At 68.7% G+C, this 24,840-nt stretch carries 22 protein-coding genes; 11 read left to right on the top strand and 11 right to left on the bottom strand.

All coding sequences use genetic code 11. The annotated features are described in order from the left end of the window. Nucleotides 1-31: 31 nt before the first annotated feature. Entirely contained in the window at nucleotides 32-931 is a 900-nt protein-coding gene (locus H165_RS0103630; RefSeq protein ID WP_017937549.1) for an acyltransferase, read from the bottom strand. A gap of 121 nt (nucleotides 932-1,052) precedes the next feature. On the opposite strand from H165_RS0103630, the gene H165_RS0103625 reads away from it, so the two are divergent. Both H165_RS0103625 and H165_RS0103620 read left to right on the top strand, forming a co-directional pair. After that, the gene (locus H165_RS0103625) at nucleotides 1,053-1,553 is read left to right on the top strand and encodes an ATP-dependent zinc protease family protein (protein ID WP_026146332.1); all 501 of its coding nucleotides are present in this window, start codon (nucleotides 1,053-1,055) and stop codon (nucleotides 1,551-1,553) included. 124 nt (nucleotides 1,554-1,677) lie between these two features. Then, on the top strand, nucleotides 1,678-1,968 hold the full coding sequence (locus tag H165_RS0103620) for a CBS domain-containing protein (protein ID WP_017937547.1): 291 nt from the start codon (nucleotides 1,678-1,680) through the stop codon (nucleotides 1,966-1,968). Nucleotides 1,969-1,980: 12 nt separating this feature from the next. On the opposite strand, the gene H165_RS0103615 is transcribed toward H165_RS0103620, so the two are convergent. The 6 genes from H165_RS0103615 to H165_RS0103590 all read right to left on the bottom strand — a co-directional run bounded on the left by H165_RS0103615 (nucleotide 1,981) and on the right by H165_RS0103590 (nucleotide 10,257). Continuing rightward, a complete protein-coding gene (locus tag H165_RS0103615) occupies nucleotides 1,981-2,613 on the bottom strand; it encodes a glutathione S-transferase (RefSeq protein ID WP_017937546.1) in 633 nt (210 codons plus the stop codon). Nucleotides 2,614-2,763: 150 nt separating this feature from the next. Further along, complete coding sequence (locus tag H165_RS0103610; protein WP_017937545.1) at nucleotides 2,764-3,474, bottom strand: 3'-5' exonuclease; 711 nt, start codon at nucleotides 3,472-3,474, stop codon at nucleotides 2,764-2,766. Next, on the bottom strand, nucleotides 3,471-5,408 hold the full coding sequence (locus H165_RS0103605; RefSeq protein WP_017937544.1) for a putative nucleotidyltransferase substrate binding domain-containing protein: 1,938 nt from the start codon (nucleotides 5,406-5,408) through the stop codon (nucleotides 3,471-3,473). The genes H165_RS0103610 and H165_RS0103605 overlap by 4 nt, the downstream gene beginning before the upstream one ends. A gap of 135 nt (nucleotides 5,409-5,543) precedes the next feature. Beyond that, nucleotides 5,544-7,097 (bottom strand): alkyl hydroperoxide reductase subunit F, encoded by a 1,554-nt coding sequence (ahpF, locus tag H165_RS0103600; RefSeq protein ID WP_017937543.1) that lies wholly within the window; start codon nucleotides 7,095-7,097, stop codon nucleotides 5,544-5,546. Nucleotides 7,098-7,228: 131 nt separating this feature from the next. Further along, a complete protein-coding gene (gene ahpC / locus H165_RS0103595) occupies nucleotides 7,229-7,792 on the bottom strand; it encodes an alkyl hydroperoxide reductase subunit C (RefSeq protein ID WP_017937542.1) in 564 nt (187 codons plus the stop codon). A 287-nt stretch (nucleotides 7,793-8,079) separates the two neighbouring features. Next, nucleotides 8,080-10,257, bottom strand: coding sequence for a malate synthase G (locus H165_RS0103590; RefSeq protein ID WP_017937541.1), 2,178 nt, complete (start codon nucleotides 10,255-10,257; stop codon nucleotides 8,080-8,082). Nucleotides 10,258-10,574: 317 nt separating this feature from the next. On the opposite strand from H165_RS0103590, the gene H165_RS0103585 reads away from it, so the two are divergent. After that, on the top strand, nucleotides 10,575-11,027 hold the full coding sequence (locus tag H165_RS0103585) for a GNAT family N-acetyltransferase (RefSeq protein WP_017937540.1): 453 nt from the start codon (nucleotides 10,575-10,577) through the stop codon (nucleotides 11,025-11,027). Nucleotides 11,028-11,048: 21 nt separating this feature from the next. Next, a complete protein-coding gene (locus H165_RS0103580; protein WP_017937539.1) occupies nucleotides 11,049-11,567 on the top strand; it encodes a glycine cleavage system transcriptional repressor in 519 nt (172 codons plus the stop codon). Nucleotides 11,568-12,064: 497 nt separating this feature from the next. On the opposite strand, the gene rarD is transcribed toward H165_RS0103580, so the two are convergent. The 4 genes from rarD to H165_RS0103560 all read right to left on the bottom strand — a co-directional run bounded on the left by rarD (nucleotide 12,065) and on the right by H165_RS0103560 (nucleotide 15,683). Then, entirely contained in the window at nucleotides 12,065-12,970 is a 906-nt protein-coding gene (gene rarD, locus H165_RS0103575; RefSeq protein ID WP_017937538.1) for an EamA family transporter RarD, read from the bottom strand. A 131-nt stretch (nucleotides 12,971-13,101) separates the two neighbouring features. Next, complete coding sequence (locus H165_RS0103570) at nucleotides 13,102-14,079, bottom strand: serine/threonine protein kinase (RefSeq protein ID WP_017937537.1); 978 nt, start codon at nucleotides 14,077-14,079, stop codon at nucleotides 13,102-13,104. 49 nt (nucleotides 14,080-14,128) lie between these two features. Beyond that, entirely contained in the window at nucleotides 14,129-14,893 is a 765-nt protein-coding gene (locus H165_RS0103565) for a TOBE domain-containing protein (protein ID WP_017937536.1), read from the bottom strand. A gap of 55 nt (nucleotides 14,894-14,948) precedes the next feature. Further along, nucleotides 14,949-15,683, bottom strand: a complete 735-nt coding sequence (locus H165_RS0103560) for a ComF family protein (protein ID WP_017937535.1) — start codon at nucleotides 15,681-15,683, stop codon at nucleotides 14,949-14,951. A gap of 88 nt (nucleotides 15,684-15,771) precedes the next feature. On the opposite strand from H165_RS0103560, the gene bioB reads away from it, so the two are divergent. The 7 genes from bioB to H165_RS0103525 all read left to right on the top strand — a co-directional run bounded on the left by bioB (nucleotide 15,772) and on the right by H165_RS0103525 (nucleotide 24,807). Beyond that, nucleotides 15,772-16,830: a biotin synthase BioB gene (bioB, locus tag H165_RS0103555; RefSeq protein ID WP_017937534.1), complete on the top strand. Its 1,059-nt coding sequence runs from the start codon at nucleotides 15,772-15,774 to the stop codon at nucleotides 16,828-16,830. Between the two features lie 58 nt (nucleotides 16,831-16,888). After that, nucleotides 16,889-18,067 carry an 8-amino-7-oxononanoate synthase gene (gene bioF, locus H165_RS0103550; protein WP_017937533.1) on the top strand — a complete coding sequence of 393 codons (1,179 nt, stop codon included), beginning with the start codon at nucleotides 16,889-16,891 and terminating at the stop codon, nucleotides 18,065-18,067. Next, entirely contained in the window at nucleotides 18,060-18,785 is a 726-nt protein-coding gene (locus tag H165_RS0103545) for an alpha/beta fold hydrolase (protein ID WP_017937532.1), read from the top strand. Before bioF ends, H165_RS0103545 begins: the two co-directional genes overlap by 8 nt. Next, nucleotides 18,778-19,596: a malonyl-ACP O-methyltransferase BioC gene (gene bioC, locus H165_RS0103540; RefSeq protein WP_017937531.1), complete on the top strand. Its 819-nt coding sequence runs from the start codon at nucleotides 18,778-18,780 to the stop codon at nucleotides 19,594-19,596. Before H165_RS0103545 ends, bioC begins: the two co-directional genes overlap by 8 nt. Before the next feature lie 9 nt (nucleotides 19,597-19,605). After that, nucleotides 19,606-20,301, top strand: coding sequence for a dethiobiotin synthase (gene bioD, locus H165_RS0103535; RefSeq protein WP_017937530.1), 696 nt, complete (start codon nucleotides 19,606-19,608; stop codon nucleotides 20,299-20,301). A 341-nt stretch (nucleotides 20,302-20,642) separates the two neighbouring features. Beyond that, a complete protein-coding gene (locus H165_RS0103530; RefSeq protein WP_017937529.1) occupies nucleotides 20,643-22,448 on the top strand; it encodes a phenylacyl-CoA dehydrogenase in 1,806 nt (601 codons plus the stop codon). Nucleotides 22,449-23,028: 580 nt separating this feature from the next. Continuing rightward, on the top strand, nucleotides 23,029-24,807 hold the full coding sequence (locus tag H165_RS0103525) for an acyl-CoA dehydrogenase C-terminal domain-containing protein (protein ID WP_017937528.1): 1,779 nt from the start codon (nucleotides 23,029-23,031) through the stop codon (nucleotides 24,805-24,807). Nucleotides 24,808-24,840 lie beyond the last annotated feature (33 nt).

Genomic DNA, 24,840 nt, shown 5'->3' with positions numbered 1-24,840 from the left:
GGGGCTCGGGTGCGCAGGGACGGGGCATTTTTCAGAGCGGGTCGCCGAACTCCGCACGCAGCGCCGCCAGGCGCCGGTCCTTCTCGGCCCACAGCCGGCTCACCCAGTCCTGCACGAAACGTCGGAAACCTTCGTCTTCCTCGTAGTCGCCGGCCCACAGCGACGAGTCCAGGGGGCGGGTCCGGATGTCCACCACCACCTGGGCGACCTGCCCGCTGGCCAGCGCCCAGAAGCCCGGCACCCGGCCGCCGGGGTAGTAGACGGTGACGTCGAGCAGGGCGTCGAGCTGGTCACCCAGGGCGGCGAGCACGAAGGCCACGCCGCCGGCCTTGGGCTTCAGCAGGTGGCGGTAGGGCGACTGCTGGGCGGCGTGCTTGGCCGGGGTGAAGCGGGTGCCCTCCAGGTAGTTGACCACGGTGACCGGCGAGCGCTTGAACTTCTCGCAGGCGCGCCGGGTGATCAGCAGATCCTGGCCGCGCTTCTCCGGGTGCCTGGCCAGGTAGGTCTTGCTGTAGCGTTTCATGAAGGGGTAGTCGAGCGCCCACCAGGCGAGGCCGAGGAAGGGCACCCAGATCAGCTCCTTCTTCAGGAAGAACTTGAAGAACGGCGCCTTGCGGTTGAACGTCTGGACCAGCGCCGGGATGTCCACCCAGCTCTGGTGGTTGCTGACGATCAGGTAGGAGACGTCGCGGCGCAGGTCGGCGGCGCCGCGGATGTCCCAGCGGGTCGGGGTGAGGGTGGCGAAGATCCACTTGTCGATCTCCGCCCAGGTTTCGGCGATCCACATCACCCCGAAGGCGCAGGCATCCTGCAGGCGCTGCCCGGGCAGGAGCAGCTTGAGCACGGCGATCAGCATCATCGGACCGATCAGGACCAGGGTGTTGAGAAGCAGCAGCAGGCTGACGGCAAGTCCGGTGACGAGGCGGCGCATGGGCTTTCCTTGTGGGGCTGGTGCCGCCATGATAGCAGGGGTGGCCATCCGTCCGGCCGCGGCGAACCCGGCGTGCGGGCGACGGTCCGAGATCGCACCGCATTGCGCCAAGGAGTCCCGTGTGAAACCACTTGCCGTGCTGCTCACGCTCGCCGCCCTGCCGGTCCTGGCCGCCGAGCCGACCCTCTACGGCCGCTACGAATACGTCGCCCTCGGTGAGCTGAACCGCACCTTCAAGGCCAAGCTGGACACCGGTGCGCTGACCACCTCGCTGTCGGCCCGGAACATCCGGCGCTTTTCGCGAGACGGCGAGGAATGGGTGCGCTTCCGCCTGGACGTCCGCGAGGCCGACGACACCTTCTACGAGTTCCCCGTCTCGCGGATCAGCCGGATCAAGAGCCGCAGCGAGGAGGACGAGGAGGAGAGCGACGAGGCCGCCCGGCGGCCGGTGATCGCCCTGAAGGCTTGCCTGGACGGGGTGAGCCGGGTGATCGAGGTCAACCTCGCCGACCGCAGCCGCTTCAACTACCCGCTGCTGATCGGCTCTCGCGCGCTGGTGGCGTTCGACGCCGCGGTGGACCCGGCGCGGCGCTTCACCGCCCGCAAGCCCCGGTGTGACTGAGGGGGCGCCGCCGTGAGGTCCTGCAGTTCGTCGGCGCGGTCGCGGGGTGGGCACGCCGCGTGCTTGATTGAAGGGAACGCATCATGCCCCTTCACCGCAAGCATCTGCGACGAGGAACGGACTCATGAAGACTGTCGGCGATCTCCTGCGCGGTAAACCCGATTCCCACCTGTATTGCGTCGGCCCGGACACCAGCGTGGCCGAGATCATGACCCACGAGCTGTTCGTGGTCGGCCTGAGCGACAGCAACCAGTACTGCATGCAGCTGATGATCGAGAAGAACCTGCGCCACCTGCCGGTGCTGGAGCAGGGCGAGCTGGTCGGGCTGCTGTCGATCCGCGACCTGGTGCGCGACGTCACCAGCGAGCAGGAGAACCTGATCGAGCAGCTGCAGCAGTACATCCGCAGTGCCTGAGCGGGCGCGCGCTCAGAGCGCCGGCGGCTCGGTGGCCTGGAGCGACGGGCGCCGGCGGGTTTCCGCGTACCAGGCGGCCAGCCGCGGGCAGCGGGCGCGCCAGTCGAGCGCGGGCAGGCGCAGGTCCAGGTAGCCGAGGGCACAGGCCACGCCGATGGCCGCCACGTCGAAGTGGCAGCTCAGCTCGGCCAGTGCCTGTTCCTCCAGCTCGGCGAGGGCGCGCTCGATCTTGCCCTGCTGAGCGTCCCGCCAGGCCGGCCACTGCCTGTCGGCCGGGCGCAGGGCGGTCTCGTAGCGGATCAGCACCGCCGCCTCGAGGATGGCGTCGGCCAGCGCGGCCAGGGTCAGGCGCCGCCAGCGGGCGCTGCCCTCGCGAGGGATCAGCGGCTCGCCGACGTGCTGGCTGTCCAGGTAGTCGAAGATCACCCGGCTGTCGTACAGCACCTGACCGTCGGCCAGGCGCAGGGCGGGTACCTTGCCGACCGGATTGATCGCGTTGAGCGCTTCACTGGGGCTGGTCGGCGCCGGCTGCACCGTCTCCACGGCGACCCGTCCCAACTGGCCGGTCTCGTGGAGCAGCACCATGATCTTGCGCACAAAGGGGGAGGTGGGCGAGTGAAACAGGGGCATGCCGGGGGTGCTCATGGCGGACTCCGAAGCTGCTGGTCGTGGCACCCGGGGCCGCAGCGGTCCGGGCGTGTCGTTCCTGGAAGGCTAGCCTGCGCTGCGGAACCGTGCTCCCGGCGCGGCGGTTTCGACATTACCCGGCCGTGCCGCCGCCGCCAATGGTCCGGCCTAGAGGGACGGCGCCAGCTGGCGCTGGCGCCAGCGCTGCAGGCGGCGGGCGAGGGCGGCAAGGCTGTCCAGGCCCTGGCGGCGGGCGTGGCTGAACAGGATCAGGGCGATCTCCGCGGTGGCCAGGGCGTCGGCGCTGGCGTGGTGGCGCTGCTCGACGCGCAGGCCGAAGTGGCCGATCCAGTCGTCCAGCCCGGCCTCGCGCAGGTGGGCCTGCGGGCAGAGCAGCGGGGCCAGCTCGGCGACGTCGAGGCAGGGGTGCTGCAGGCGATAGCCGAGTTGCTGGCGCAGGGCGCGACTCAGCACGCCGCGGTCGAAGCCGGCGTGGAAGGCGAGCAGCGGGCTGTCGCCGAGGAACTCCAGAAAGCCCAGCAGCGCTTCGGTGGGCTCCGCCCCGGCGGCGATCGCGCTGGGCGCCAGGCCGTGGATCAGGGTGCTGGCGCCGGGCGAGAGGCGCTCGCTGCGCAGGGTGCACTCGAACTGCTGGGCCAGGTCGATGGCGCCGTCCCGGATCACTACCGCGCCGATCGCCAGGAGTTGGTCGCGGCGCGGGTCGAGGCCGCTGGTCTCCAGGTCCAGCACCACCAGGCGCTCGCCGGCCAGCGGCCCTTCGCTCAGGGGCGCAGCGGCCGGCAGTCGGGCCAGGCGGGCGCGCTGCTCGGCGGAGAGTTGCGGGCCGCGGCGTTGCAGCCAGCTGGTGAAGGCGTTCATAGCTGGTACCTCAGCGCCAGGCTGCTCTGCAGGCGCTGGGCCTGGCGGAAGGATTCGCGGAGGATGCGCCGGTCCAGATGGTTGAGGTCGTCCGGATCCAGGCGATTCGAATAGGGCTGCTGGCGGCGCGCCTGCTGCTGGTGCTGGCGCAGGCGGGTCTGCTGGATGAAGTGGTAGGCCTCCTCGTAGGCGGCACCGTCCTGGGCGTCGATCACCCCGCGGCGGACCAGCTCGGCGAGGCGCTCCAGGGTGCCGGTGACGGTCACCCCGTGCGCCAGGGCGAGCAGCCGGGCGCCGTCGACGAAGGGGGTCAGGCCCTGCACCTTCAGGTCCAGGGTGCCCGCCGCGTCACCGTTCCGGCGGGTCACCAGGAACTCGCGGAAGCGCCCCACTGGCGGGCGCTGGCGCAGTGCGTTGGTGGCCATCTGGCGTTGGAACGCCGGGTTGCCGGCAACGTCGGCAAGGATCTGCTCGCGCAGTTGCTCGCAGCCGTCCTCCGGGCCCCACACGGCACGCAGGTCGAAGTAGATGGTCGAGCCCAGCAGGTGCTCGGGGGTCGCCTCGCTGACCAGGGCGGCGAAGCGCCGTGCCCATTCGTCGCGGGACAGGCACAGCTCGGGGTTGCCGGCCATCACCTGCCCCGGGCAGAGGGCGAAGCCGCACTGCGCCAGGGCCTGGTTGATGCGCTCGGCCAGCGGCAGCAGGCGGCCGCGCAGCAGGGCCGCCTCGGCGGGACTGGCAGCGTCGAAGAGGATGCCGTTGTCCTGATCGGTGTACAGGGTCTGCTCGCGGCGCCCCTCGCTGCCGAAGCACAGCCAGGTGAAGGGGATGCCGGGGTCGCCCATTTCCTCGAGGCACAGCTCGATGGTGCGGCATACCGTGTGGTCGTTGAGTTGGGTGATCAGCCGAGTGATCTGCGTCGAGCTGGCGCCATGGGCGAGCATGTTGTCGACCAGGCGGAGGATGTCGTTGCGCAGCGCGGCCAGGGTCTCGATGCGCCCGGCGTGGCGGATGGTACGCGCCAAGTGGACCAGGTCGACGCGCTGCAGGGCGAACAGGTCGCGCTCGGAGACCACGCCGGTGAGGCGCTCGTTTTCCACCAGGCATACGTGGGCGATGTGCCGCTCGGTCATGGCCATGGCCGCGTCGAAGGCACTGGCCTCCGGCGGCAGGTGGAAGGGCCGCTGGGTCATCACTTCGGCGAGCGGCTGCTCCAGCCCGGCGCTGGCCTCGCCAATCACCCGGCGCAGGTCGCGCAGGGTGAAGATGCCCAGCGGCCGCTGCGCGGCGTCGACCACCACGATGCTGCCGACGTGGGCCTCGTGCATGCGCTGGACCGCGGCGCGCAGCGGGGTGTGCGGCGGGCAGGTGACCGGCTGCTGCATGGCGAGCTCGCGCAGCGGGGTGTCCAGCGAGTACTGGGCGCCGAGGTCGGCGGCGGCATTCAGCTTGACCTGCTGGTTGACCTGGTCGAGCAGGCTGCTCACCCCGCGCAGGGCGAAGTCGCGGAACGGCGTGGAGAGGGCGAACAGGCGCACGAAGGCGTCCTTGCCAAGCAGCAGGCAGAAGGTATCCTCGCCGGCCAGGTGTTCGGTGCGGGTGGCCCGTTCGCCGAGCAGGGCGGCGAGCGGGAAGCACTCGCCGGTGGCGATCTCGAAGGTGGTCTCGGTGCCGCGCCGCGCGCTGTGCGGGCGTTCGCCGACCACCCGGCCCTGCTTGACGATGTAGAAGTGCTGCACCGGACCGTCGTCTGGCTTGAGGATGCTCTCGCCCTGGGCGTAGAAGCGCAGCTGGCAGTGCTCCACCAGGAAGGCCAGGTGGGCGTTCTCCATCTGGTTGAACGGCGGGAACTTGCGCAGGAACTCCATCAGGCCGTGGATGTTCTGGAGGACCGCGGTCTTGCCCGCCTCGGCGAGGGCGTCGCGCTTGCTCATGATGGTTGTTGTACTGGGTCGAGCGATATCCCCATGGTCGGCGCGCTGCGCCCGGTTGCCCATTGGACCTAAGTCGCAGACGGCAAAAAGCCGCCGGCTGCGCGGGCAGGCGGCGGCTTTCGCGGGCAGGTGCGGTCAGTTGCGGATCAGGTAGTCGAAGGCGCTCAGGGCGGCCTTGGCTCCTTCGCCGACGGCGATGACGATCTGCTTGTAGGGCACGGTGGTCACGTCGCCGGCCGCGAACACGCCGGGCACCGAGGTGGCGCCGCGTTCGTCGGTGACGATCTCGCCGCGCGGGGAGAGCTCCACGGTGCCTTTCAGCCAGTCGCTGTTGGGCAGCAGACCGATCTGCACGAAGATGCCTTCCAGCTCCAGGGACTTCAGCTCGTCGGTGGTGCGGTCCTTGTAGACCAGGCCGGTGACCTTGTTGCCGTCGCCCTTCACCTCGGTGGTCAGCGCGCTCTTGATCACCGTGACGTTGGGCAGGCTGTTCAGCTTGTTCTGCAGCACGGCGTCGGCGCGCAGCTTGTCGTCGAACTCCAGCAGGGTGACGTGGGAGACGATGCCGGCCAGGTCGATGGCCGCCTCGACGCCGGAGTTACCGCCGCCGATCACCGCCACGCGCTTGCCCTTGAACAGCGGGCCGTCGCAGTGCGGGCAGAAGCACACGCCGCGGGCCTTGTACTCCTGTTCGCCGGGCACGTTCATCTCGCGCCAGCGGGCGCCGGTGGCGAGGATCACGGTCTTGGCCTTGAGGCTGGAGCCGTTCTCGAAGCGCACCTCGTGCAGGCCGCCTTCCTGTTCGGCGGGGATCAGCGCACTGGCACGCTGCACGTTCATCACGTCCACCGGGTACTGCTTGACGTGCTCTTCCAGGGCGCGGGCCAGTTTCGGGCCTTCGGTCTCCGGCACCGAGATGAAGTTCTCGATGGCCATGGTGTCCAGCACCTGGCCGCCGAAGCGCTCGGCCGCCACCCCGGTGCGGATGCCCTTGCGCGCGGCGTAGATGGCCGCTGCGGCGCCGGCCGGGCCACCGCCCACCACCAGCACGTCGAAGGGATCCTTGGCGTTCATCTTCTCGGCTTCGCGGGAGGCGGCGCCGGTGTCGATCTTGGCGAGGATCTCGGCTACGCCCATGCGGCCCTGGCCGAAGTGCTCGCCGTTCAGGTAGATGCTCGGCACGGCCATGATCTGGCGGCTTTCCACTTCTTCCTGGAACAGCGCGCCGTCGATGGCCACGTGGCGGATGTTCGGGTTGAGCACCGCCATGAGGTTCAGGGCCTGGACCACGTCAGGGCAGTTCTGGCAGGACAGCGAGAAGTAGGTTTCGAACTCGAAGCGGCCGTCGATGCCGCGGATGCGCTCGATGGTTTCCTCGTCCAGCTTCGGCGGGTGGCCGCCGACCTGCAGCAGGGCCAGCACCAGGGAGGTGAATTCGTGGCCCATGGGAATGCCTGCGAAGCGCAGGCCGATGTCCGCGCCGGGACGGTTCAGCGCGAACGACGGACGGCGGGGATCGGTGCCGTCGGTCTTCAGGGTGATCTTGTCGGTCAGGCCGACGATGTCGTTGAGGAGGTCCAGCAGTTCCCGGGATTTCGCGCTGTCATCAAGGGACGCGACGATCTCGAACGGCTGGGAGACCTTCTCGAGGTAGGCCTTCAACTGGGTTTTCAGGTTGGCATCCAACATGGCGGAAATCCTTCAGCGAATTGCGGACAAACGAACGCCCGGACGGGTTGCGCCCGGGCGTTCGGGCACTTGCGGCTGGATCGCAGCCGACGAAGCGCAGGGCAAGCGGGGCCGGGGCCCCGCGAAGATCCTTAGATCTTGCCGACCAGGTCCAGGGACGGGGTCAGAGTGGCTGCGCCTTCTTTCCACTTGGCCGGGCAGACTTCACCCGGGTGAGCGGCGGTGTACTGGGCAGCTTTCAGCTTGCGCAGGGTTTCCGACACGTCACGGGCGATCTCGTTGGAGTGGATCTCCATGGTCTTGATCACGCCTTCCGGGTTGATGATGAAGGTGCCGCGCAGAGCCAGACCTTCTTCCTCGATGTGCACGCCGAAGGCACGGGTCAGCTGGTGGGTCGGGTCGCCGATCAGCGGGAACTGGGCCTTGCCGACAGCCTTGGAGGTTTCGTGCCAGACCTTGTGAGAGAAGTGGGTGTCGGTGGTCACGACGTACACTTCGGCGCCGGCTTTCTGGAACTCGGCGTAGTTGTCGGCAGCGTCTTCGATTTCGGTCGGGCAGTTGAAGGTGAAGGCGGCCGGCATGAAGATCAGGACGGACCATTTGCCTTTCAGGGTTTCGTCAGTGATTTCGACGAATTTGCCCGCGTGGAAAGCGTTGACTTTGAACGGCTGGATCTGAGTGTTGATCAGAGACATCACAGAACTCCTTCTGGGTTTGGAAATTTGACGGGGCCATAGTAGTTCATTGGGTTCCAAAGGATAAATTGATTGAAGGAATTGGATGAATTGATTCTTTCTATCCTTCCCTCGGCCCCGCCCTCTAGATTGGGATTTTGCCCGACCAAATCAACTCTCCGTATCGGGGGATGACGCTTTCGCGCAGCGGCTGGCGTTTCCCGGCCGGTGCAGGACAGGACGGCCGGTGCCGGTCGCGCAAACGAAAAGGCCGCCCCGGAGGGCGGCCCTTGGCGTTGCAGCGGAGCTTAGCGGCCGTACTTGGCCTTGAACTCGCGGCGCCGGCGGTGCAGCACCGGCTCGGTGTAGCCGTTGGGCTGCTTGGTGCCTTCCAGCACCAGCTCCAGGGCGGCCTGGAAGGCGACGCTGTCGGCGAAGTTCGGCGCCATCGGCCGGTAGTTGGGGTCGTTGGCGTTCTGCCGGTCCACCACCAAGGCCATGCGCTCCAGGCTCTCGACGATCTGCTCGCGGGTGACGATGCCGTGGCGCAGCCAGTTGGCCAGCAGTTGGCTGGAGATGCGCAGGGTGGCACGGTCTTCCATCAGGCCGATGTCGTTGATGTCCGGCACCTTGGAGCAGCCGACGCCTTGGTCGATCCAGCGCACCACGTAGCCGAGGATGCCCTGGGCGTTGTTGTCCAGCTCGTTGCGGATCTCCTCGGCCGTCCAGTTGGTGTCCTTGGCCAGCGGGATGGTCAGGATGTCGTCCACCGAGGCCGGGGTGCGCTTGGCCAGCTCGGCCTGACGGGCGAACACGTCGACCTTGTGGTAGTGCAGGGCGTGCAGGGTGGCGGCGGTCGGCGAGGGCACCCAGGCGGTGTTGGCGCCGGACAGCGGGTGGGCGATCTTTTGCTCGACCATCGCCGCCATCATGTCCGGCATGGCCCACATGCCCTTGCCGATCTGCGCGCGGCCCTGCAGGCCGCAGGCCAGGCCGACGTCGACGTTGTTGTTCTCGTAGGCCTGGATCCAGGTCTCGGTCTTCATGGCACCCTTGCGCACCATGGGGCCGGCCTCCATGGAGGTGTGGATCTCGTCGCCGGTACGGTCGAGGAAGCCGGTGTTGATGAACACCACGCGCTCACGGGCTTCCTTGATGCAGGCCTTGAGGTTGACGGTGGTACGCCGCTCCTCGTCCATGATGCCGACCTTCAGGGTGTTGCGTGCCAGGCCGAGGACGTCCTCGACGCGGCCGAACAGCTCGTTGGTGAAGGCTACTTCCTCGGGGCCGTGCATCTTGGGCTTGACGATGTACACGCTGCCGGTGCGGCTGTTCTTGCGGGTGGTGTTGCCGTTCAGGTTGTGGATGGCGATCAGGCTGGTGAACAGCGCGTCCTGGATGCCCTCCGGCACCTCGTTGCCGTGCTGGTCGAGAATCGCGTCGTTGGTCATCAGGTGGCCGACGTTGCGCACGAACAGCAGGGAACGGCCGTGGAGGACCAGCTCGGAACCGTCGGCCTTGGTGTAGACGCGGTCCGGGTTCATGGTCCGGGTGAAGGTGTTGCCGTTCTTGGTCACTTCCTCGGCCAGGTCGCCCTTCATCAGGCCCAGCCAGTTGCGGTAGACCACCACCTTGTCGTCGGCGTCCACGGCGGCCACCGAGTCCTCGCAGTCCATGATGGTGGTCAGCGCGGCCTCCATCAGCACGTCCTTGACGCCGGCGGCGTCGGTGCTACCGATCGGGCTGGCGCGGTCGATCTGGATCTCGAAGTGCAGGCCGTTGTTCTTCAGCAGCACGCCCTGGGGCGCGGCTGCGTCGCCGACGTAGCCGACGAACTTCTCGGGCTGGGCCAGGCCGGTGGTGCTGCCGTTCTGCAGGGCCACCACCAGCTGGCCGCCTTCCACGCGGTAGGCGGTCGCCTCGGCGTGGCTGCCGCTGGCCAGGGGCGCGGCTTCGTCGAGGAAGGCGCGGGCGTAGGCGATCACCTTGTCACCGCGCACCTTGTTGTAGCCCTTGCCCTTCTCGGCGCCGCCTTCCTCGGGAATCACGTCGGTTCCGTATAGGGCGTCGTACAGCGAGCCCCAGCGGGCGTTGGCGGCGTTCAGGGCGAAGCGCGCGTTCATCACCGGCACCACCAGCTGCGGGCCGGCGGTAGTGGCGATCTCGGCGTCGACGTTGCTGGTGGTGGCCTGGAAGTCCTCGGCCTCCGGCAGCAGGTAGCCGATTTCCTGAAGGAAGGCCTTGTAGGCGGCGGCGTCGTGGGGCTGGCCGGCGCGTGCCTGGTGCCAAGCGTCGATCTTCGCCTGCAGCTCGTCGCGCTTGGCAAGCAGTGCTTTGTTCTTCGGGGCGAGGTCATTGATGACCGCTTCGGCACCCTTCCAGAACTGCTCGGCGGAGACGCCGGTACCGGGAATGGCTTCGTTGTTTACGAAGTCGAACAGCACTTTGGCGACCTGCAGGCCACCGACTTGAACGCGCTCAGTCATTGCTTGCCTCACTCTGCTCTGGATCCGCGTGGACCCGGGGTTTGCCCCGTTTTGTAGTCCGAGGCGCGGCATACTACATGAAGCCGCCGCAAAGGTCAGCAGGCAGCGTCGAGATACGACCATCGCACGCTTCCCGGTCACGGCGGGTGGCGAATGTTCTCAATAAATCGGCAGATTGTTCCAGATAAAAATTTCTTGCGTATACAGATGCTCGTTCCGGACCTTCTGTCGGAGCCCCGGACAGGTGCGCGCGGCGCCGCTACATGGCGCCGGCCCCGGCTTTCTATACTGCCTGAACGTCCCGCGAGGAGCCTGCCATGCCCGTGCGTACCGCCACCGCCGCCGATCTCGACGCGCTGACCGAGCTGTTCGTCGGCTACCTGGCTTTCTACCAGGTGCCCAAGCCTACCGAGGCGATCCGCGCCTTCCTCGGCGAACGCCTGGAGCGTGGCGACTCGGCGCTGTTCATCGCCCGCGACGAGGCTGGGCAGGCCCAGGGCTTCGTGCAGATCTACCCGCTGTTCTCCTCCCTGGAGCTGCGTCCGGCCTGGCTGGTCAGCGACCTGTTCGTGCAGCCATGGGCGCGCCGCCGCGGCGTGGCCACCGCGCTGATGAGCGCCGCCCGTGCCCACGCCGAGGCCAGCGGGGCCTGCGGCCTGCAGTTGGAGACCGCACGCAGCAATCGCGCCGGGCAGGCGCTCTACGAGCGACTAGGCTATGTGCGGGACGAGGTCTTTCTTACCTACTGGCTGAGCCTGGCGTCGCGCTGACGCCAGGCAGCGGAGTCATCCATGAATCATCTGGTCATCACCGTCATCGCCCAGGACCAGCCGGGCCTGGTGGAGCGTATCGCCCGCTGCATCGCCGAGCACGGCGGCAACTGGCTGGAAAGCCGCATGTCGCGGATGGCCGGGCAGTTCGCCGGGATCCTCAAGATCAGCGTGCCGGCCGAGGCTCACGACGAACTGGTGGACGGCCTGCAGGCACTGAACGATGAGGGCATCCGCGTGCTGCTGGCGGAAAGCGGCATCGAGCCGGCCTGCACCTGGAAGCCGATCTGCCTCGACCTGGTGGGCAACGACCGTCCGGGCATCGTCCGCGACATCACCCGCCTGCTCAGCGAGCACGGCGTCAACCTCGAACGGCTGAGCACCGAGGTGGTCCCTGCGCCGATGAGCGGCGAGCCGCTGTTCCGCGCCGAGGCCCTGTTGGCAGTACCGCTGACCCTGTCCCTCGACCTGCTGCAGACCCGCCTGGAGGCCCTGGCCGACGACCTGATGGTGGAGCTCAACCTGCGCAGCGAAACCTAGCGACGAGTTACCCCCGGAAACCGTGGACAGCCCTGTGGATAATCTGGGGAGTGCCGCGGCCTCGCCGCGTTCCTTCTGACTTTCCGCGAGCTGGTGAGAAAACCGCCAGGGGTACAGCTGTTGTGCACAGAGTCTGGGGGTGACCATGTGGATAACCTCGGGAAATCCCGATGCAGGCCGCGCAGGCTCTGGCCTGCGGCGGACTGGCGAATTCTTGTCCAGGCTCCGTCGGGGACTTCGGGGGCGGGCCGCCCTGCCTGGAGGCTCTGTGCCGAAGCCGCGCTGAGGGGACCCTGACTGTCCACCGAAACCGTGGACATCCCTGTGGATAAACTCTGGAGTTCCAGGCCGGAAGCCCGCCCGCCGTGGCTTTCGAGCAATTGCTCGAAAAATGTCCGGTGCGGGCCTGTACTGGACACTGGGGCTGACGCCTGCTGCTCGCAGGCGTGGGGCCATTTCCAGCGGCAGTAGCGTGCCGCCGCTGGGCAGTGGAAGGATCAGCGCCGGCTGCGGGGCTGTCCGGCCCGGCGGTAGGCTCGCAGGCTGTCGATGCTGAACACCAGCAGGCCGGCCCAGATGCACAGGAAGGCCAGCAGCTTGCCGTGCTCCAGCGGTTCGCCGAACAGCAGCACGGCCTGCAGCAGCACCAGGGTGGGCGCGATGTACTGCAGGAAGCCCAGGCTGGCATAGGGCAGGTGCCGGGCGGCGGCGTTGAAGCACACCAGGGGGATCAGGGTGATCGGCCCGGCGGCGGCCAGCCAGCCGGCCTGGCTGGTGGTCCAGAAGGCCGCCTGGCCGCTCACCGCGCCCGGATGCAGGAGCAGCCAGCCGAGTGCCAGGGGCAGCAGCAGCCAGGTCTCCACCACCAGACCGGGCAGCGCGGCCACCGGCGCCTGCTTGCGGATCAGCCCGTAGACCCCGAAGGTCAGCGCCAGGGCCAGCGACACCCAGGGCAGGCTACCCACCAGCCACAATTGCTGGGCCACGCCGAGGGCTGCGCAGGCCACCGCCAGCCACTGCAGCGGGCGCAAGCGCTCGCCGAGCAGCAGCAGACCGAGCAGCACGTTGACCAGCGGGTTGATGTAGTAGCCGAGGCTGGCCTCCAGCATCCGCCCGTTGTTCACCGCCCACACGTAGATCAGCCAGTTGCTGGCCACCAGGGCGCCGCTGACGCCGAGGATCAGCAGGCGGCGCGGGTTGTCGCGCAGCTCGCGCCACCAGCCGGGATGCTTCCAGACGAGCAGCAGCAGGGCGCCGAACAGCGCCGACCAGAGCGCGCGATGGACGACGATTTCCAGCGCGGGGACGGCCTGGAGGGCCTTGAAATAGAGTGGGAACAGGCCCCAGATCGCATAGGCGGCGAGGCCGAGCAGATAGCCGCGGCGCAGGTTGGCGGTGGCCATGAAGGATCCTTGGCTCATGGTGGAATGGCGCGTCAGTGTAGCCGCGCCGCCGGGCGGCTGTCCGCCACTGGAGCAGTCCGCAGAGGGGCTGGCGGCAGGCTTTGCGTAAAGCCTGCGTTACAGCCGCGGCTCTAGCCGAAGACCTTCAGCGGCTCCTCGTCCAGCGCCGCCAGTTGCTCGCGCAGGGCGAGGATCTGGTCGCCCCAGTAGCGCTCTCCGGCGAACCAGGGGAAGGCCTTGGGAAACGCCGGGTCGTCCCAGCGGCGCGCCAGCCAGGCGCTGTGATGCAGCAGGCGCAGGCTGCGCAGGGCCTCGATCAAGGCCAGCTCGCGGGGGGCGAAGTCGTGGAACTCCTGGTAGCCGTCGAGCAGCTCGGCCAACTGCGCCTGACGTTCCTGACGGTTGCCGGCGAGCATCATCCACAGATCCTGCACCGCCGGGCCCATGCGGCAGTCGTCGAGGTCGACGAGGTGGAAGCACTCGTCGCGGTACATCAGGTTGCCCGGGTGGCAGTCGCCATGCAGGCGGATGGCGGTATAGGGGGTTTCGGCGAACAGCGCCTCGATCCGCCCGAGCAGGTCGCGGGCCACCGAGCGATAGGCCGGCAGCAGGCTCTGCGGGATGAATGCGCCGTCCAGCAGGGTGGCCAGGGAAGCGTGGCCGAAGCTCTGCACGTCGAGGCTGCCGCGGTGCACGAAGGGCCGGCTGGCGCCGATGGCGTGCAGGCGGCCGAGCAACTGGCCGAAGCGGTACAGCTGGTCCAGGTCGCCAGGCTCCGGGGCGTGGCCGCCACGGCGCGGGAACAGGGCGAAGCGGAAGCCGGCGTGCTCGAACAGGGTCTCGCCGTCGCGCGCCAGGGGCGCCACCACCGGCACCTCGTGCTCGGCCAGCTCCAGGCTGAAGGCGTGCTCCTCGCGGATCGCCGCGTCGCTCCAGCGCCCGGGGCGGTAGAACTTGGCGATCAGCGGCTCGCCGCCCTCGATGCCTACCTGGTAGACGCGGTTCTCGTAGCTGTTCAGGGCGAGTACCCGCGCATCGCTGAGAAAGCCGAGGCTTTCCACGGCGTCGAGGACCAGATCGGGGGAGAGGTCGGCGTAAGGGTGGCTCATGGCGTCATCCGGCGTGCAGGGCTGACAAGTCTACGCCAACTGGCGGGTTTCACGGCGGAGTGCCGAGCAGCACCTGCCGGGGGGCGAATGCCGCCAGGGCCGGGCTGTCGACGCCGAGGCCCAAGGCCTGCAGCCGGGCCGGCTCGACCAGGGCGCAGAGGGTCTGCCCGCCGGGCAGGGCCAGGCGCACCTCGCTGGGGCCCTGGGGATCCTCGAGTATGGCCTCGATGCGCCCCGGCAGGCAGTTGAGTTCCGCCGGGAGCTGCGCCTCCGCGGCATGCAGCTCGATCCAGCCGGCCTTGAGCAGGGCCACCGCCGGGCGGTCGAGGGCCAGCTCCAGGCGCTGGGTGCTGGCATGGGTGATCTGTGCCGCCAGCGGCAGGCCGCCGGGTAGCTCCAGCTCGACCAGGTCGTTGCGGCCCTGAGCGCGGATCGCCCGGACCGTGCCGCTCAGCTGGTTGCGTGCGCTGGTCCTGAGCATCAGGCGGCCGAGCAGCCGTAGGTCGGCGTCGTCCTCGGCCGCCTGCAGCAGCTCGGCCTGCAGGGCCTCCAGGCGGCGGTAGAGGGCGAGCAGGCGCAGGCCCTCGGCGGACAGCTGCGCGCCGCCGCCACCCTTTCCGCCCACCGAGCGCAGCACCAGCGGAATGCCGGCCAGGTTGTTGAGCTCATCGACGGCCTCCCAGGCGGCCTTGTAGCTCATCCCGACGCTCTTTGCCGCACGGCTGATCGAGCCCTGTTCGGCGATCTGGGCGAGCAGGGCGATGCGCTGCGGGCGACGGCTGATGTGTTGGGCAAGGGCGCTGAGGGCGGACATGGCGGCGTTCGGCTGGGGTTTCCCCGGCGAAGGGTTGCCGGAAAGCCTGCGGCCGTCAATCGCCGGGGCTCGGCGTACGCGCCAGGCAGTAGACCTCGACCCGCGCGGCGCCGGCCTTGAGCAGCAGACGGGCGAGGGTCTCGGCGGTGGCGCCAGTGGTCAGCACGTCGTCGACCAGCGCCAGGTGCTGCCCGGCCACGCCGGCCGGCTCGGCCAGGGCGAAGGCGCCGCGCAGGTTGCGCCGCCGCGCGGCGGCGTCCAGCTCCTGCTGCGCCGGGGTGTCCTGGATGCGCCTGAGCAAGCGCTCGTCCACCGCCAGGTCGAGGGCCTCGCCCAGCCACCGGGCGAGCAGCGCCGCCTGGTTGAAGCCGCGGCGGCGCAGTCGGGCCCTGGACAGCGGCACCGGCAGCAGTGCCTGGGGGCGCTCCAGGCCCTGGGCGAAGGCCTGATGCAGGTGCTCGGCCAGGGCGCCGGCGAGCAATCGGCCGAGCGGCCACTGGCGCTGGTGCTTGAAGCGGGTGATCAGGCTGTCTACCGGAAATGCATAGCGCCAGGGCGCCAGCACCCGGGCGAAGGCCGGCGGGCGTTTCAGGCAGGCGCCGCACAGCACGCCGTCCACCGGCAGCGGCAGGGCGCAGCACCGGCACTGCCCGGCCAGCCAGGGCAGCTCCAGTTCGCAGGGATGGCAGAGCGGCAGCGGGCCGTCGGCAGGCTCATCGCAGAGCAGGCAGGATTGTTCGCTTTTTGTCCAAATGTAAACCTGTCTCTCATGATCTGGTTGACAGTGCATGGGGCTTCCCTAAAGATGCCGGACATCCGTGTCGTGTCGGGTCGACTCTAGCAGCCGGACACGCGCTACCAACAAGGAAATTTCGCCCATGAACGCCTCCGTCGCCGCTGCCATCCGCCACGATTGGACTCTCGCCGAAGTCAAGGCGCTGTTCGCGCTGCCGTTCAACGACCTGCTCTACCAGGCGCAGACCGTGCACCGCCAGTACTTCGATGCGAACCGGGTGCAGGTTTCCACTCTGCTGTCGATCAAGACCGGCGCCTGCCCGGAGGACTGCAAGTACTGCCCGCAGTCCGGCCACTACAACACCGGGCTGGAGAAGCAGAAGCTGATGGAGGTGCAGAAGGTCCTGCAGGCCGCCGCCGAGGCCAAGGCCATGGGCTCCACGCGCTTCTGCATGGGCGCGGCCTGGAAGCACCCCTCGGCCAAGGACTTCCCTTACGTGCTGGAGATGGTCAAGGGGGTCAAGGCCCTGGGGCTGGAGACCTGCATGACCCTGGGCCGGCTCAGCCGCGAGCAGACCCAGGCGCTGGCCGAGGCCGGCCTCGACTACTACAACCACAACCTGGACACCTCGCCGGAGTTCTACGGCAGGATCATCACCACTCGCACCTACGCCGAGCGCCTGCAGACCCTGGCCTACGTGCGCGAGGCGGGGATGAAGATCTGTTCCGGCGGCATCCTCGGCATGGGTGAGTCGCTGGACGACCGCGCCGGGCTGCTGATCCAGCTGGCCAACCTGCCCGAGCACCCGGAGTCGGTGCCGATCAACATGCTGGTCAAGGTGCAGGGCACGCCGCTGGCCGACGCGGAGGACGTCGACCCCTTCGACTTCATCCGCACCCTGGCGGTGGCGCGGATCATGATGCCGAAATCCCATGTGCGCCTGTCCGCCGGCCGCGAGCAGATGAACGAGCAGATGCAGGCCCTGGCCTTCCTGGCCGGCGCCAACTCGATCTTCTACGGCGAGAAGCTGCTGACCACCGGCAACCCCCAGGCCGAGAAGGATCTGCAGCTGTTCAGGCGCCTCGGCATCCAGCCCGAAGAGCGCGAGGAGCACGCCGACGAGGTGCATCAGGCGGCCATTGAGCAGGCCCTGGCCGAGCAGCGCGATTCGCAACTGTTCTACGACGCCGCCTCGGCCTGACCTTCCCACTCCTCTCCCCCCAGGGAGAGGAACGTGCCAGCATCGACCGGGGACGCCCATGCCTTTCGACCTTGCCGCCCGTCTCGCCGAACGCCGCGCCGCCCGGCTGTTCCGCCAGCGCCCGCTGCTGGACAGTCCGCAGGGCCCCGAGGTGGTGGTGGACGGCCAGCCGCTGCTGGCCTTCTGCTCCAACGACTACCTGGGCCTGGCCAATCACCCCGAGGTGATCCGTGCGCTGCGCGACGGTGCCGAGCGCTGGGGTGTCGGTGGCGGCGCCTCGCACCTGGTGATCGGCCACAGCGCGCCGCATCACCAACTGGAGGAAGCCCTGGCCGAATTCACCGGGCGGCCGCGGGCGCTGCTGTTCTCCACCGGCTACATGGCCAATCTGGCCGCGGTCACCGCCTTGGTGGGGCGGGGCGACACGGTGTTGGAGGACCGTCTCAACCACGCCTCGCTGCTGGACGCCGGGCTGCTTTCCGGGGCGCGCTTCGCCCGCTACCTGCACAACGATGCGGCGAGCCTCGCCGGACTGCTGGCCAAGGCCGGCGGCAATACCCTGGTGGTCACTGACGGGGTGTTCAGCATGGACGGCGACCTGGCCGGGCTGCCGGCGTTGGCCGGCGAATGCCGGAAGCACGGTGCCTGGCTGATGGTCGACGATGCCCACGGCTTCGGCACCCTGGGCGCCGCTGGTGGCGGCTGCGTCGAACATTTCGGCCTGGGCCTGGACGAGGTGCCCGTGCTGGTCGGCACCTTGGGCAAGGCCTTCGGCACCGCCGGGGCCTTCGTCGCCGGCAGCGAGGAGCTGATCGAGACGCTGATCCAGTTCGCCCGGCCCTACATCTACACCACCAGCCAGCCGCCGGCGGTGGCCTGCGCCACCCTGAAGAGCCTGGAGCTGCTGCAAGGCGAGCACTGGCGCCGCGAGCACCTGCAGCGGCTGATCGACCGCTTCCGCAGCGCCGCCGCGGAGATCGGTCTCGCCCTGATGGACAGCCCGACGCCGATCCAGCCGATCCTGGTCGGCGACAGCGGCCGCGCCCTGCGCCTGGCCGCGCTGCTGCGCGAGCGAGGCCTGCTGGTCGGCGCCATCCGCCCGCCCACGGTGCCGGCCGGCACCGCACGGCTGCGGGTGACCCTCTCCGCGACGCACAGCGAGGCACAGCTGGAGCGCCTGTTGGAGGCCCTGGCGGAGAGCTGGGCGCTGCTCGGCGAGGAGAGCGGCGATGGCTGAACGGCTGACCCTGCTGACCGGCTGGGCCGCCTCGCCGGCCGCCCTGGAGCCGCTGCGCGCTGCCCTGCACGCGCGCGCGCCCTACCTGGAAGTGCGCCTCGAACCGCTGCCGGCGCTGGCGCGGCCTGGCGACTGGCTGGAGGCGCTGGACGCCAGACTGCCCCGTGACGGCTGGCTGGGCGGCTGGTCGCTCGGCGGCATGCTCGCCGCGCAGCTTGCCGCGCGCCGTGGTGCGGCCTGCCGCGGGCTGATCGGCCTGTGCAGCAATGTCTGTTTCCGCGCCCGCGCGGGCTGGCCGCAGGCCATGCCGGCAGACGTGTTCGACGCCTTCCGCCAGGCTTGCCGGCTGGATGCCGAGCAGACCCTGAAGCGCTTCACTCTGCTGGTCGCCCAGGGGGGCGGCGATGCCCGCAGCCTGGCGCGCCAGCTGCAGCTCACCCAGCCGATCCTTGCTCCCGCGGTGCTGGACGCCGGTCTGCAACTGCTCGCCGAGCTGGACGGCCGCGCCGCCCTGGAGACTTACCCCGGCCCGCAGCTGCACCTGTTCGCCGGCCGCGACGCTTTGGTACCGGCGGCGGCCGCTCAGGCGCTGCTCGACTGGCTGCCGGATGTCGAGGTGCAGTGCTTCGCCGCGGCCAGCCACGGCCTGCCGCTGGAGCAGCCGGAGGAGCTGGCGGGCGCCATCCTGGCCTTCATGCGCGAGGGCGACCATGGCTGAACCCCTGATCATCCGCACTCCTGAGGACGACCGACTGCCCGACAAGCGCCAGGTCGCCGCCTCCTTCTCACGCGCCGCGAGCAGCTACGACAGCGTGGCCGCTCTGCAGCGCTCGGTCGGCAATGCGCTGCTGGCGCGCCTGCCCGGCGATCTCGCACCGCGCCGCTGGCTGGACCTGGGCAGCGGTACCGGCTATTTCAGTCGCGCCCTGGCCAAGCGCTATCCGCACTCCTACGGGGTGGCGCTGGACATCGCCGAGGGCATGCTGCATCACGCCCGCCCGTTGGGCGGCGCCCAGGCCTACGTCTCCGGCGATGCCGAATGCCTGCCGCTCAGGAACGCCTGCTGCGACCTGCTGTTCTCCAGTCTGGCGGTACAGTGGTGCGCCGACTTCGCCGCGGTGCTCGACGAGGCGCGCCGGGTACTGCGCCCGGGCGGAGTGTTCGCCTTCTCCAGCCTATGCGTCGGCACCCTGCAGGAGCTGCGCGACAGTTGGCAGGCGGTGGACGGCTTCGTCCACGTCAACCGCTTCCGCGACTTCATCGACTACCGCCGGCTGTGCGCCTCCAGCGGCCTGCGCCTGCTCGGCCTGGAGCGCCAGACCCAGGTGCTGCATTTCCCCGACCTGCGCAGCCTGACTCACGAACTGAAAGCGCTCGGCGCCCACAACCTCAACCCCGGTCGGCCCGGCGGACTGACCGGCCGAGCGCGGGTGCGCGCGCTGCTCGACGCCTATGAGCGCTTCCGCCAGCCGCAGGGCCTGCCGGCCACCTACCAGGTGGTCTACGGCGTGCTGCGCAAGACGGACTGAGGAGCCGCCATGGGCCGCGCCTACTTCGTCACCGGCACCGACACCGAGATCGGCAAGACCACCATCGCCGCCGGCCTGCTGCACGCCGCACGGCATGCCGGGCTGTCCACCGCCGCCGCCAAGCCGGTGGCCTCCGGCTGCGAACCGACCGCCGCGGGACTGCGCAACCCCGACGCCCTGGCTTTGCTTGGCGAATGCACGTTGCCGCTCGCCTACGCGGAGGTGAACCCGCTAGCCTTCGCGCCGCCCATCGCCCCACACCTGGCGGCTCGCGAGGCGGGGCTGGCGCTCAACGTCGCCACCCTGGCCCCGGCGGTGCGCGCGGTGCTGGCGAAGGAAGCGGACTTCACCCTGGTGGAGGGCGCCGGCGGCTGGCGGGTGCCGCTGGCGGGCCGCGAGTCGCTCTCCGACCTGGCCGTGGCCCTCGGCCTGCCGGTGATCCTGGTCGTCGGCGTGCGTCTAGGTTGCATCAACCATGCCCTGCTCAGCGCCGAGGCCATCGCCCGCGACGGCCTGGCGCTGGCCGGCTGGGTGGCCAATGTGATGGATCCGGCCACCTCGCGCCTGGAGGAGAACCTCGCCACCCTCGCCGAGCGCCTGGACGCCCCCTGCCTGGGCCAGGTGCCGCACCTGCCGGTCGCCACTCCAGCCGCCGTCGCCGCCCATCTGGATCTCGCCCCGCTGGACCTTGCCATCACGCGCTGAGGCTGCTTGTCCGGGGCGTCGCCGCCCGCGGCTCCGCCTTCGACACCCTGACCGCTCGGCTGGTCGAGCTGGCACAGGGCGGTAGCAGGCCCCAAGCGGTGCCAAACTGGTTCGAACCACCGACGAAGTGCTCGGTACGCTGATCGGCGCCCACGCCTGATCCTCGTCAACCTGCGTTCCGGACCGCGAGTGACTCTGTGCGCTTGTTCGGTCGGCGCTTGACAAGGCGGGGTGGCAAACGTATGTTTCAAACACCTGTTTTACTGTCGGGTATTCCTGATCGCCCGGCGGACGGGAACCGGTCAATGAATCCAGGAACCCCACCTTAGAGGTTTACCGTTATGCCTGAGTACAAGGCCCCCCTGCGTGATATCCGCTTCGTGCGCGACGAGCTGCTCGGCTACGAGGCGCACTATCAGAGCCTGCCTGGCTGCCAGGACGCCACCCCGGACATGGTCAACGCCATCCTCGAGGAGGGGGCCAAGTTCTGCGAGCAGGTGATCGCGCCGCTGAACCGTGTAGGTGATCAGGAAGGTTGCACCTGGACCCCCGAGGGTGTGAAAACCCCGACCGGCTTCAAGGAAGCCTACAAGCAGTTCGTCGAAGGCGGCTGGCCGAGCATGACCCACGACCCCGAGCACGGCGGTCAGGGCCTGCCGGAGTCCCTGGGCATGTCCATCAGCGAGATGATTGGCCAGGCCAACTGGGCCTGGGGCATGTACCCCGGGCTGTCCCATGGCGCCATGAACACCCTGAGCGCCCACGGCACCAAGGAACAGCAGGAGATCTACCTGACCAAGCTGGTCTCCGGCGAATGGACCGGCACCATGTGCCTCACCGAACCGCACTGCGGTACCGACCTGGGCCTGCTGCGCACCAAGGCCGAGCCCCAGGCCGACGGCACCTACAAGATCACCGGTACCAAGATCTTCATCTCCGCCGGTGAGCACGATATGGCCGACAACATCGTGCACATCGTCCTGGCCCGCCTGCCCGACGCCCCGGCCGGCACCAAGGGCATCTCCCTGTTCATCGTGCCCAAGTTCCTGCCCAACGCCGAAGGCGGTGTCGGCGAGCGCAACGCCGTGTCCTGCGGCTCCATCGAGCACAAGATGGGCATCCACGGCAACGCCACCTGCGTGATGAACTTCGACGGCGCCACCGGCTTCCTGATCGGCCCGCCGAACAAGGGCCTGAACTGCATGTTCACCTTCATGAACACCGCCCGCCTGGGTACTGCCCTGCAGGGTATCGCCCACGCCGAGATCGCCTTCCAGGGCGCCGTGGCCTACGCCCGCGAGCGTCTGCAGATGCGCTCCCTGAGCGGTCCCAAGGCCCCGGACAAGCCGGCCGACCCGATCATCGTGCACCCCGACGTGCGCCGCATGCTGCTGACCATCAAGGCCTTCGCCGAAGGTAACCGTGCCATGCTGTACTTCGCCGCCAAGCAGGTGGACATCGTGCAGCGCAGCCAGGACGAGGAGCAGCGCAAGACCGCCGACACCCTGCTGGCCTTCCTGACCCCGATCGCCAAGGCGTTCATGACCGAGACCGGCTTCGAGGCCGCCAACCACGGCGTGCAGATCTTCGGCGGCCACGGCTTCATCTCCGAGCACGGCATGGAGCAGAACGTCCGCGACAGCCGCATCTCCTGCCTGTACGAAGGCACCACCGGGGTCCAGGCCCTCGACCTGCTGGGCCGCAAGGTGCTGATGACCCAGGGCGAGGCGCTGAAGGTATTTACCAAGATCGTCCACAAGTTCTGCCAGGCCAACGAGAACAACGAGGCCATCAAGCCCTTCGTCGAGCAGCTGGCCAAGCTGAACAAGGAATGGGGCGAGCTGACCATGAAGATCGGCATGGCCGCCATGAAGGACCGCGAGGAAGTCGGTGCCGCTGCTGTGGACTATCTGATGTACTCCGGTTACGTCTGCCTGGCCTACTTCTGGGCCGACATGGCCCGCGTGGCTGCCGAGAAGCTGGCCGCTGGCACCAGCGAGGAAGCCTTCTACAAGGCCAAGCTGCAGACCGCGCGCTTCTACTACGCGCGCCTGCTGCCGCGCACCCGTGTCCACCTGGAGGCGATCAACTCCGGCGCCAGCAACCTGATGGAAATGGCCGAGGAAGACTTCGCCCTGGGCTACTGATCCCTCTCCCCGGGTGTGGCTTGAGAACGCCGCGTACCGCAAGGTACGCGGCGTTTTTCATGGGCGCTCAGAGCCGCTCGAGGGTGTGCTTTCGGAGTCGCGGCGGCGTGGGTCGAGCGCTCCAGCTTGCGGAACACGCTCTCCACGTGGGTGCGCATCGTGCTCGGGCTGGGAACCCGTGCGCGGGCCGCCGCCTTCGAGAACCGTACCAGCGTGGCGCCGCCTCGCAGCAGAAGCCCGCGTCGCCAATGCCGGCCGCATGATCCCGCAGCACGAGGACTTCCGTCATGGCTTCCTAGCCAGCACCTGATCCGCAGCACTGGCGTGATGAACGGCATGGCGCTGGGGCGGGCGTCGATAGCGGCTGCCGTCTGCGCCTGAGAACGGCACTCGCGGTTGGGGAGGAACCGTTCCGATGAGCTTCTCGGTGTTCGGGGAGGGCTCTCGGAGGAGGGTGGTGACTAAGCGTGAATATATGGTCAGTACATGACCCTATGTATCGCAATCGTTGTCAGGGTACACTCCGCCCACCTGCGTATATCTGGCTGGCAGGGCCTGTTGGAACGCTCGAGGAAACACCATGGCTGATTACAAAGCTCCCCTGCGCGACATGCGCTTCGTTCTCAATGAAGTTTTCGACGTGGCCAAGCTGTGGGCCGAGCTGCCGGCGCTGGCGGAAACCGTCGACGCCGAGACCGCGGCCGCGGTGCTCGAGGAGGCCGGCAAGATCATCGGCGGCACCATCGCCCCGCTGAACCGCAGCGGTGACGAGGAAGGCTGCACCTGGAGCGCGGCAGGGGTGAAGACCCCGGCCGGCTTCATCGAGGCCTACAAGGCTTATGCCGAGGGCGGCTGGGTCGGTGTCGGCGGCGACCCGAACTACGGCGGCATGGGCATGCCCAAGGCGATCTCCGCGCAGGTCGAGGAGATGGTCAACGCAGCCAACCTGTCCTTCGGCCTCTACCCCATGCTGACCGCCGGCGCCTGCCTGGCGATCAATGCCCACGCCAGCGAGGAGCTCAAGCAGAAGTACTTGCCGAACATGTACGAAGGCCGCTGGGCCGGCTCCATGTGCCTGACCGAGCCGCATGCCGGCACCGACCTGGGCCTGATCCGCACCCGCGCCGAGCCCCAGGCCGACGGCAGCTACAAGGTCACCGGCACCAAGATCTTCATCACCGGCGGCGAGCACGATCTCACCGAGAACATCATCCACCTGGTGCTCGCCAAGCTGCCCGACGCCCCGGCCGGTTCCAAAGGCATCTCGCTGTTCCTGGTGCCCAAGGTGCTGGTCAACGCCGACGGCTCGCTGGGCGCGCGCAACGCGGTGTCCTGTGGTTCCATCGAGCACAAGATGGGCATCAAGGCCTCGGCCACCTGCGTGATGAACTTCGACGGCGCCACCGGCTGGCTGGTCGGCGAGGTCAACAAGGGCCTGGCGGCGATGTTCACCATGATGAACTACGAGCGCCTGGGCGTCGGCATCCAGGGCCTGGCGGCCGGCGAGCGTTCCTACCAGAGCGCCATCGAATACGCCCGCGAGCGCCTGCAGAGCCGCGCGCCGACCGGCCCGGTGGCCCAGGACAAGGCCGCCGACCCGATCATCGTGCACCCCGACGTGCGCCGCATGCTGCTGACCATGAAGGCGCTCAACGAGGGTGGCCGGGCCTTCTCCACCTACGTCGCCATGCAGCTGGACACCGCCAAGTTCAGCGAGGACGCCAGCGCCCGCAAGCGCGCCGAGGAGCTGGTCGCATTGCTCACTCCGGTGGCCAAGGCGTTCCTCACCGACATGGGGCTGGAGTGCTGCGTGCACGGTCAGCAGGTGTTCGGCGGCCACGGCTACATCCGCGAATGGGGCCAGGAGCAGCTGGTCCGTGACGTGCGCATCACCCAGATCTACGAGGGCACCAACGGCATCCAGGCGCTGGACCTGGCCGGCCGCAAGGTGGTCGGCAGCGGCGGCAGCTACTACCAGCACTTCGCCAACGAGATCAAGGCGTTCATTGCCAGCGCTGACGCGCGCCTGGCCGAGTTCACCGAGCCGCTGAAGGCCGCCGTCACCAACCTGGACGAGCTGACCGCCTGGCTGCTCGACCGGGCCAAGGGCAACCCCAACGAGATCGGTGCCGCCTCGGTGGAGTACCTGCAGGTGTTCGGCTACACCGCCTACGCCTATATGTGGGCGCTGATGGCCCGCGCCGCGCTGGGCAAGGAAGGCGAGGACGACTTCTACGCCAGCAAGCTGGGCACCGCGCGCTTCTACCTCAGCCGCCTGCTGCCGCGCATTCACTCGCTGAGCGCGGCGGTCAAGTCCGGCAGCGAGCCGCTCTACCTGCTCAGCGCCGAGCAGTTCTGAGCACCGCCCCGAGACGAAGAAGCCCCGCTGGAT

It is taken from the genome of Pseudomonas thermotolerans DSM 14292 (assembly GCF_000364625.1).
GTDB lineage: Bacteria > Pseudomonadota > Gammaproteobacteria > Pseudomonadales > Pseudomonadaceae > Aquipseudomonas > Aquipseudomonas thermotolerans.
Note: the sequence above shows the minus strand (reverse complement) of the source record. Positions and strands in the feature narration are given on the sequence as shown.

What these genes read in the sequence shown, in the direction of transcription:
- H165_RS0103615 (WP_017937546.1), bottom strand. Translation starts at nt 2,613, where the DNA reads ATGAGCACCCCCGGCATGCCCCTGTTTCACTCGCCCACCTCCCCCTTT.
- bioF (WP_017937533.1), top strand. Translation starts at nt 16,889, where the DNA reads ATGCCTTTCGACCTTGCCGCCCGTCTCGCCGAACGCCGCGCCGCCCGG.
- H165_RS0103560 (WP_017937535.1), bottom strand. Translation starts at nt 15,683, where the DNA reads ATGCACTGTCAACCAGATCATGAGAGACAGGTTTACATTTGGACAAAA.
- H165_RS0103610 (WP_017937545.1), bottom strand. Translation starts at nt 3,474, where the DNA reads ATGAACGCCTTCACCAGCTGGCTGCAACGCCGCGGCCCGCAACTCTCC.
- H165_RS0103620 (WP_017937547.1), top strand. Translation starts at nt 1,678, where the DNA reads ATGAAGACTGTCGGCGATCTCCTGCGCGGTAAACCCGATTCCCACCTG.
- H165_RS0103525 (WP_017937528.1), top strand. Translation starts at nt 23,029, where the DNA reads ATGGCTGATTACAAAGCTCCCCTGCGCGACATGCGCTTCGTTCTCAAT.
- H165_RS0103630 (WP_017937549.1), bottom strand. Translation starts at nt 931, where the DNA reads ATGCGCCGCCTCGTCACCGGACTTGCCGTCAGCCTGCTGCTGCTTCTC.
- H165_RS0103570 (WP_017937537.1), bottom strand. Translation starts at nt 14,079, where the DNA reads ATGAGCCACCCTTACGCCGACCTCTCCCCCGATCTGGTCCTCGACGCC.
- ahpF (WP_017937543.1), bottom strand. Translation starts at nt 7,097, where the DNA reads ATGTTGGATGCCAACCTGAAAACCCAGTTGAAGGCCTACCTCGAGAAG.
- ahpC (WP_017937542.1), bottom strand. Translation starts at nt 7,792, where the DNA reads ATGTCTCTGATCAACACTCAGATCCAGCCGTTCAAAGTCAACGCTTTC.
- bioB (WP_017937534.1), top strand. Translation starts at nt 15,772, where the DNA reads ATGAACGCCTCCGTCGCCGCTGCCATCCGCCACGATTGGACTCTCGCC.
- H165_RS0103530 (WP_017937529.1), top strand. Translation starts at nt 20,643, where the DNA reads ATGCCTGAGTACAAGGCCCCCCTGCGTGATATCCGCTTCGTGCGCGAC.
- H165_RS0103585 (WP_017937540.1), top strand. Translation starts at nt 10,575, where the DNA reads ATGCCCGTGCGTACCGCCACCGCCGCCGATCTCGACGCGCTGACCGAG.
- H165_RS0103590 (WP_017937541.1), bottom strand. Translation starts at nt 10,257, where the DNA reads ATGACTGAGCGCGTTCAAGTCGGTGGCCTGCAGGTCGCCAAAGTGCTG.
- rarD (WP_017937538.1), bottom strand. Translation starts at nt 12,970, where the DNA reads ATGGCCACCGCCAACCTGCGCCGCGGCTATCTGCTCGGCCTCGCCGCC.
- H165_RS0103605 (WP_017937544.1), bottom strand. Translation starts at nt 5,408, where the DNA reads ATGAGCAAGCGCGACGCCCTCGCCGAGGCGGGCAAGACCGCGGTCCTC.
- H165_RS0103565 (WP_017937536.1), bottom strand. Translation starts at nt 14,893, where the DNA reads ATGTCCGCCCTCAGCGCCCTTGCCCAACACATCAGCCGTCGCCCGCAG.
- H165_RS0103580 (WP_017937539.1), top strand. Translation starts at nt 11,049, where the DNA reads ATGAATCATCTGGTCATCACCGTCATCGCCCAGGACCAGCCGGGCCTG.
- bioC (WP_017937531.1), top strand. Translation starts at nt 18,778, where the DNA reads ATGGCTGAACCCCTGATCATCCGCACTCCTGAGGACGACCGACTGCCC.
- bioD (WP_017937530.1), top strand. Translation starts at nt 19,606, where the DNA reads ATGGGCCGCGCCTACTTCGTCACCGGCACCGACACCGAGATCGGCAAG.
- H165_RS0103545 (WP_017937532.1), top strand. Translation starts at nt 18,060, where the DNA reads ATGGCTGAACGGCTGACCCTGCTGACCGGCTGGGCCGCCTCGCCGGCC.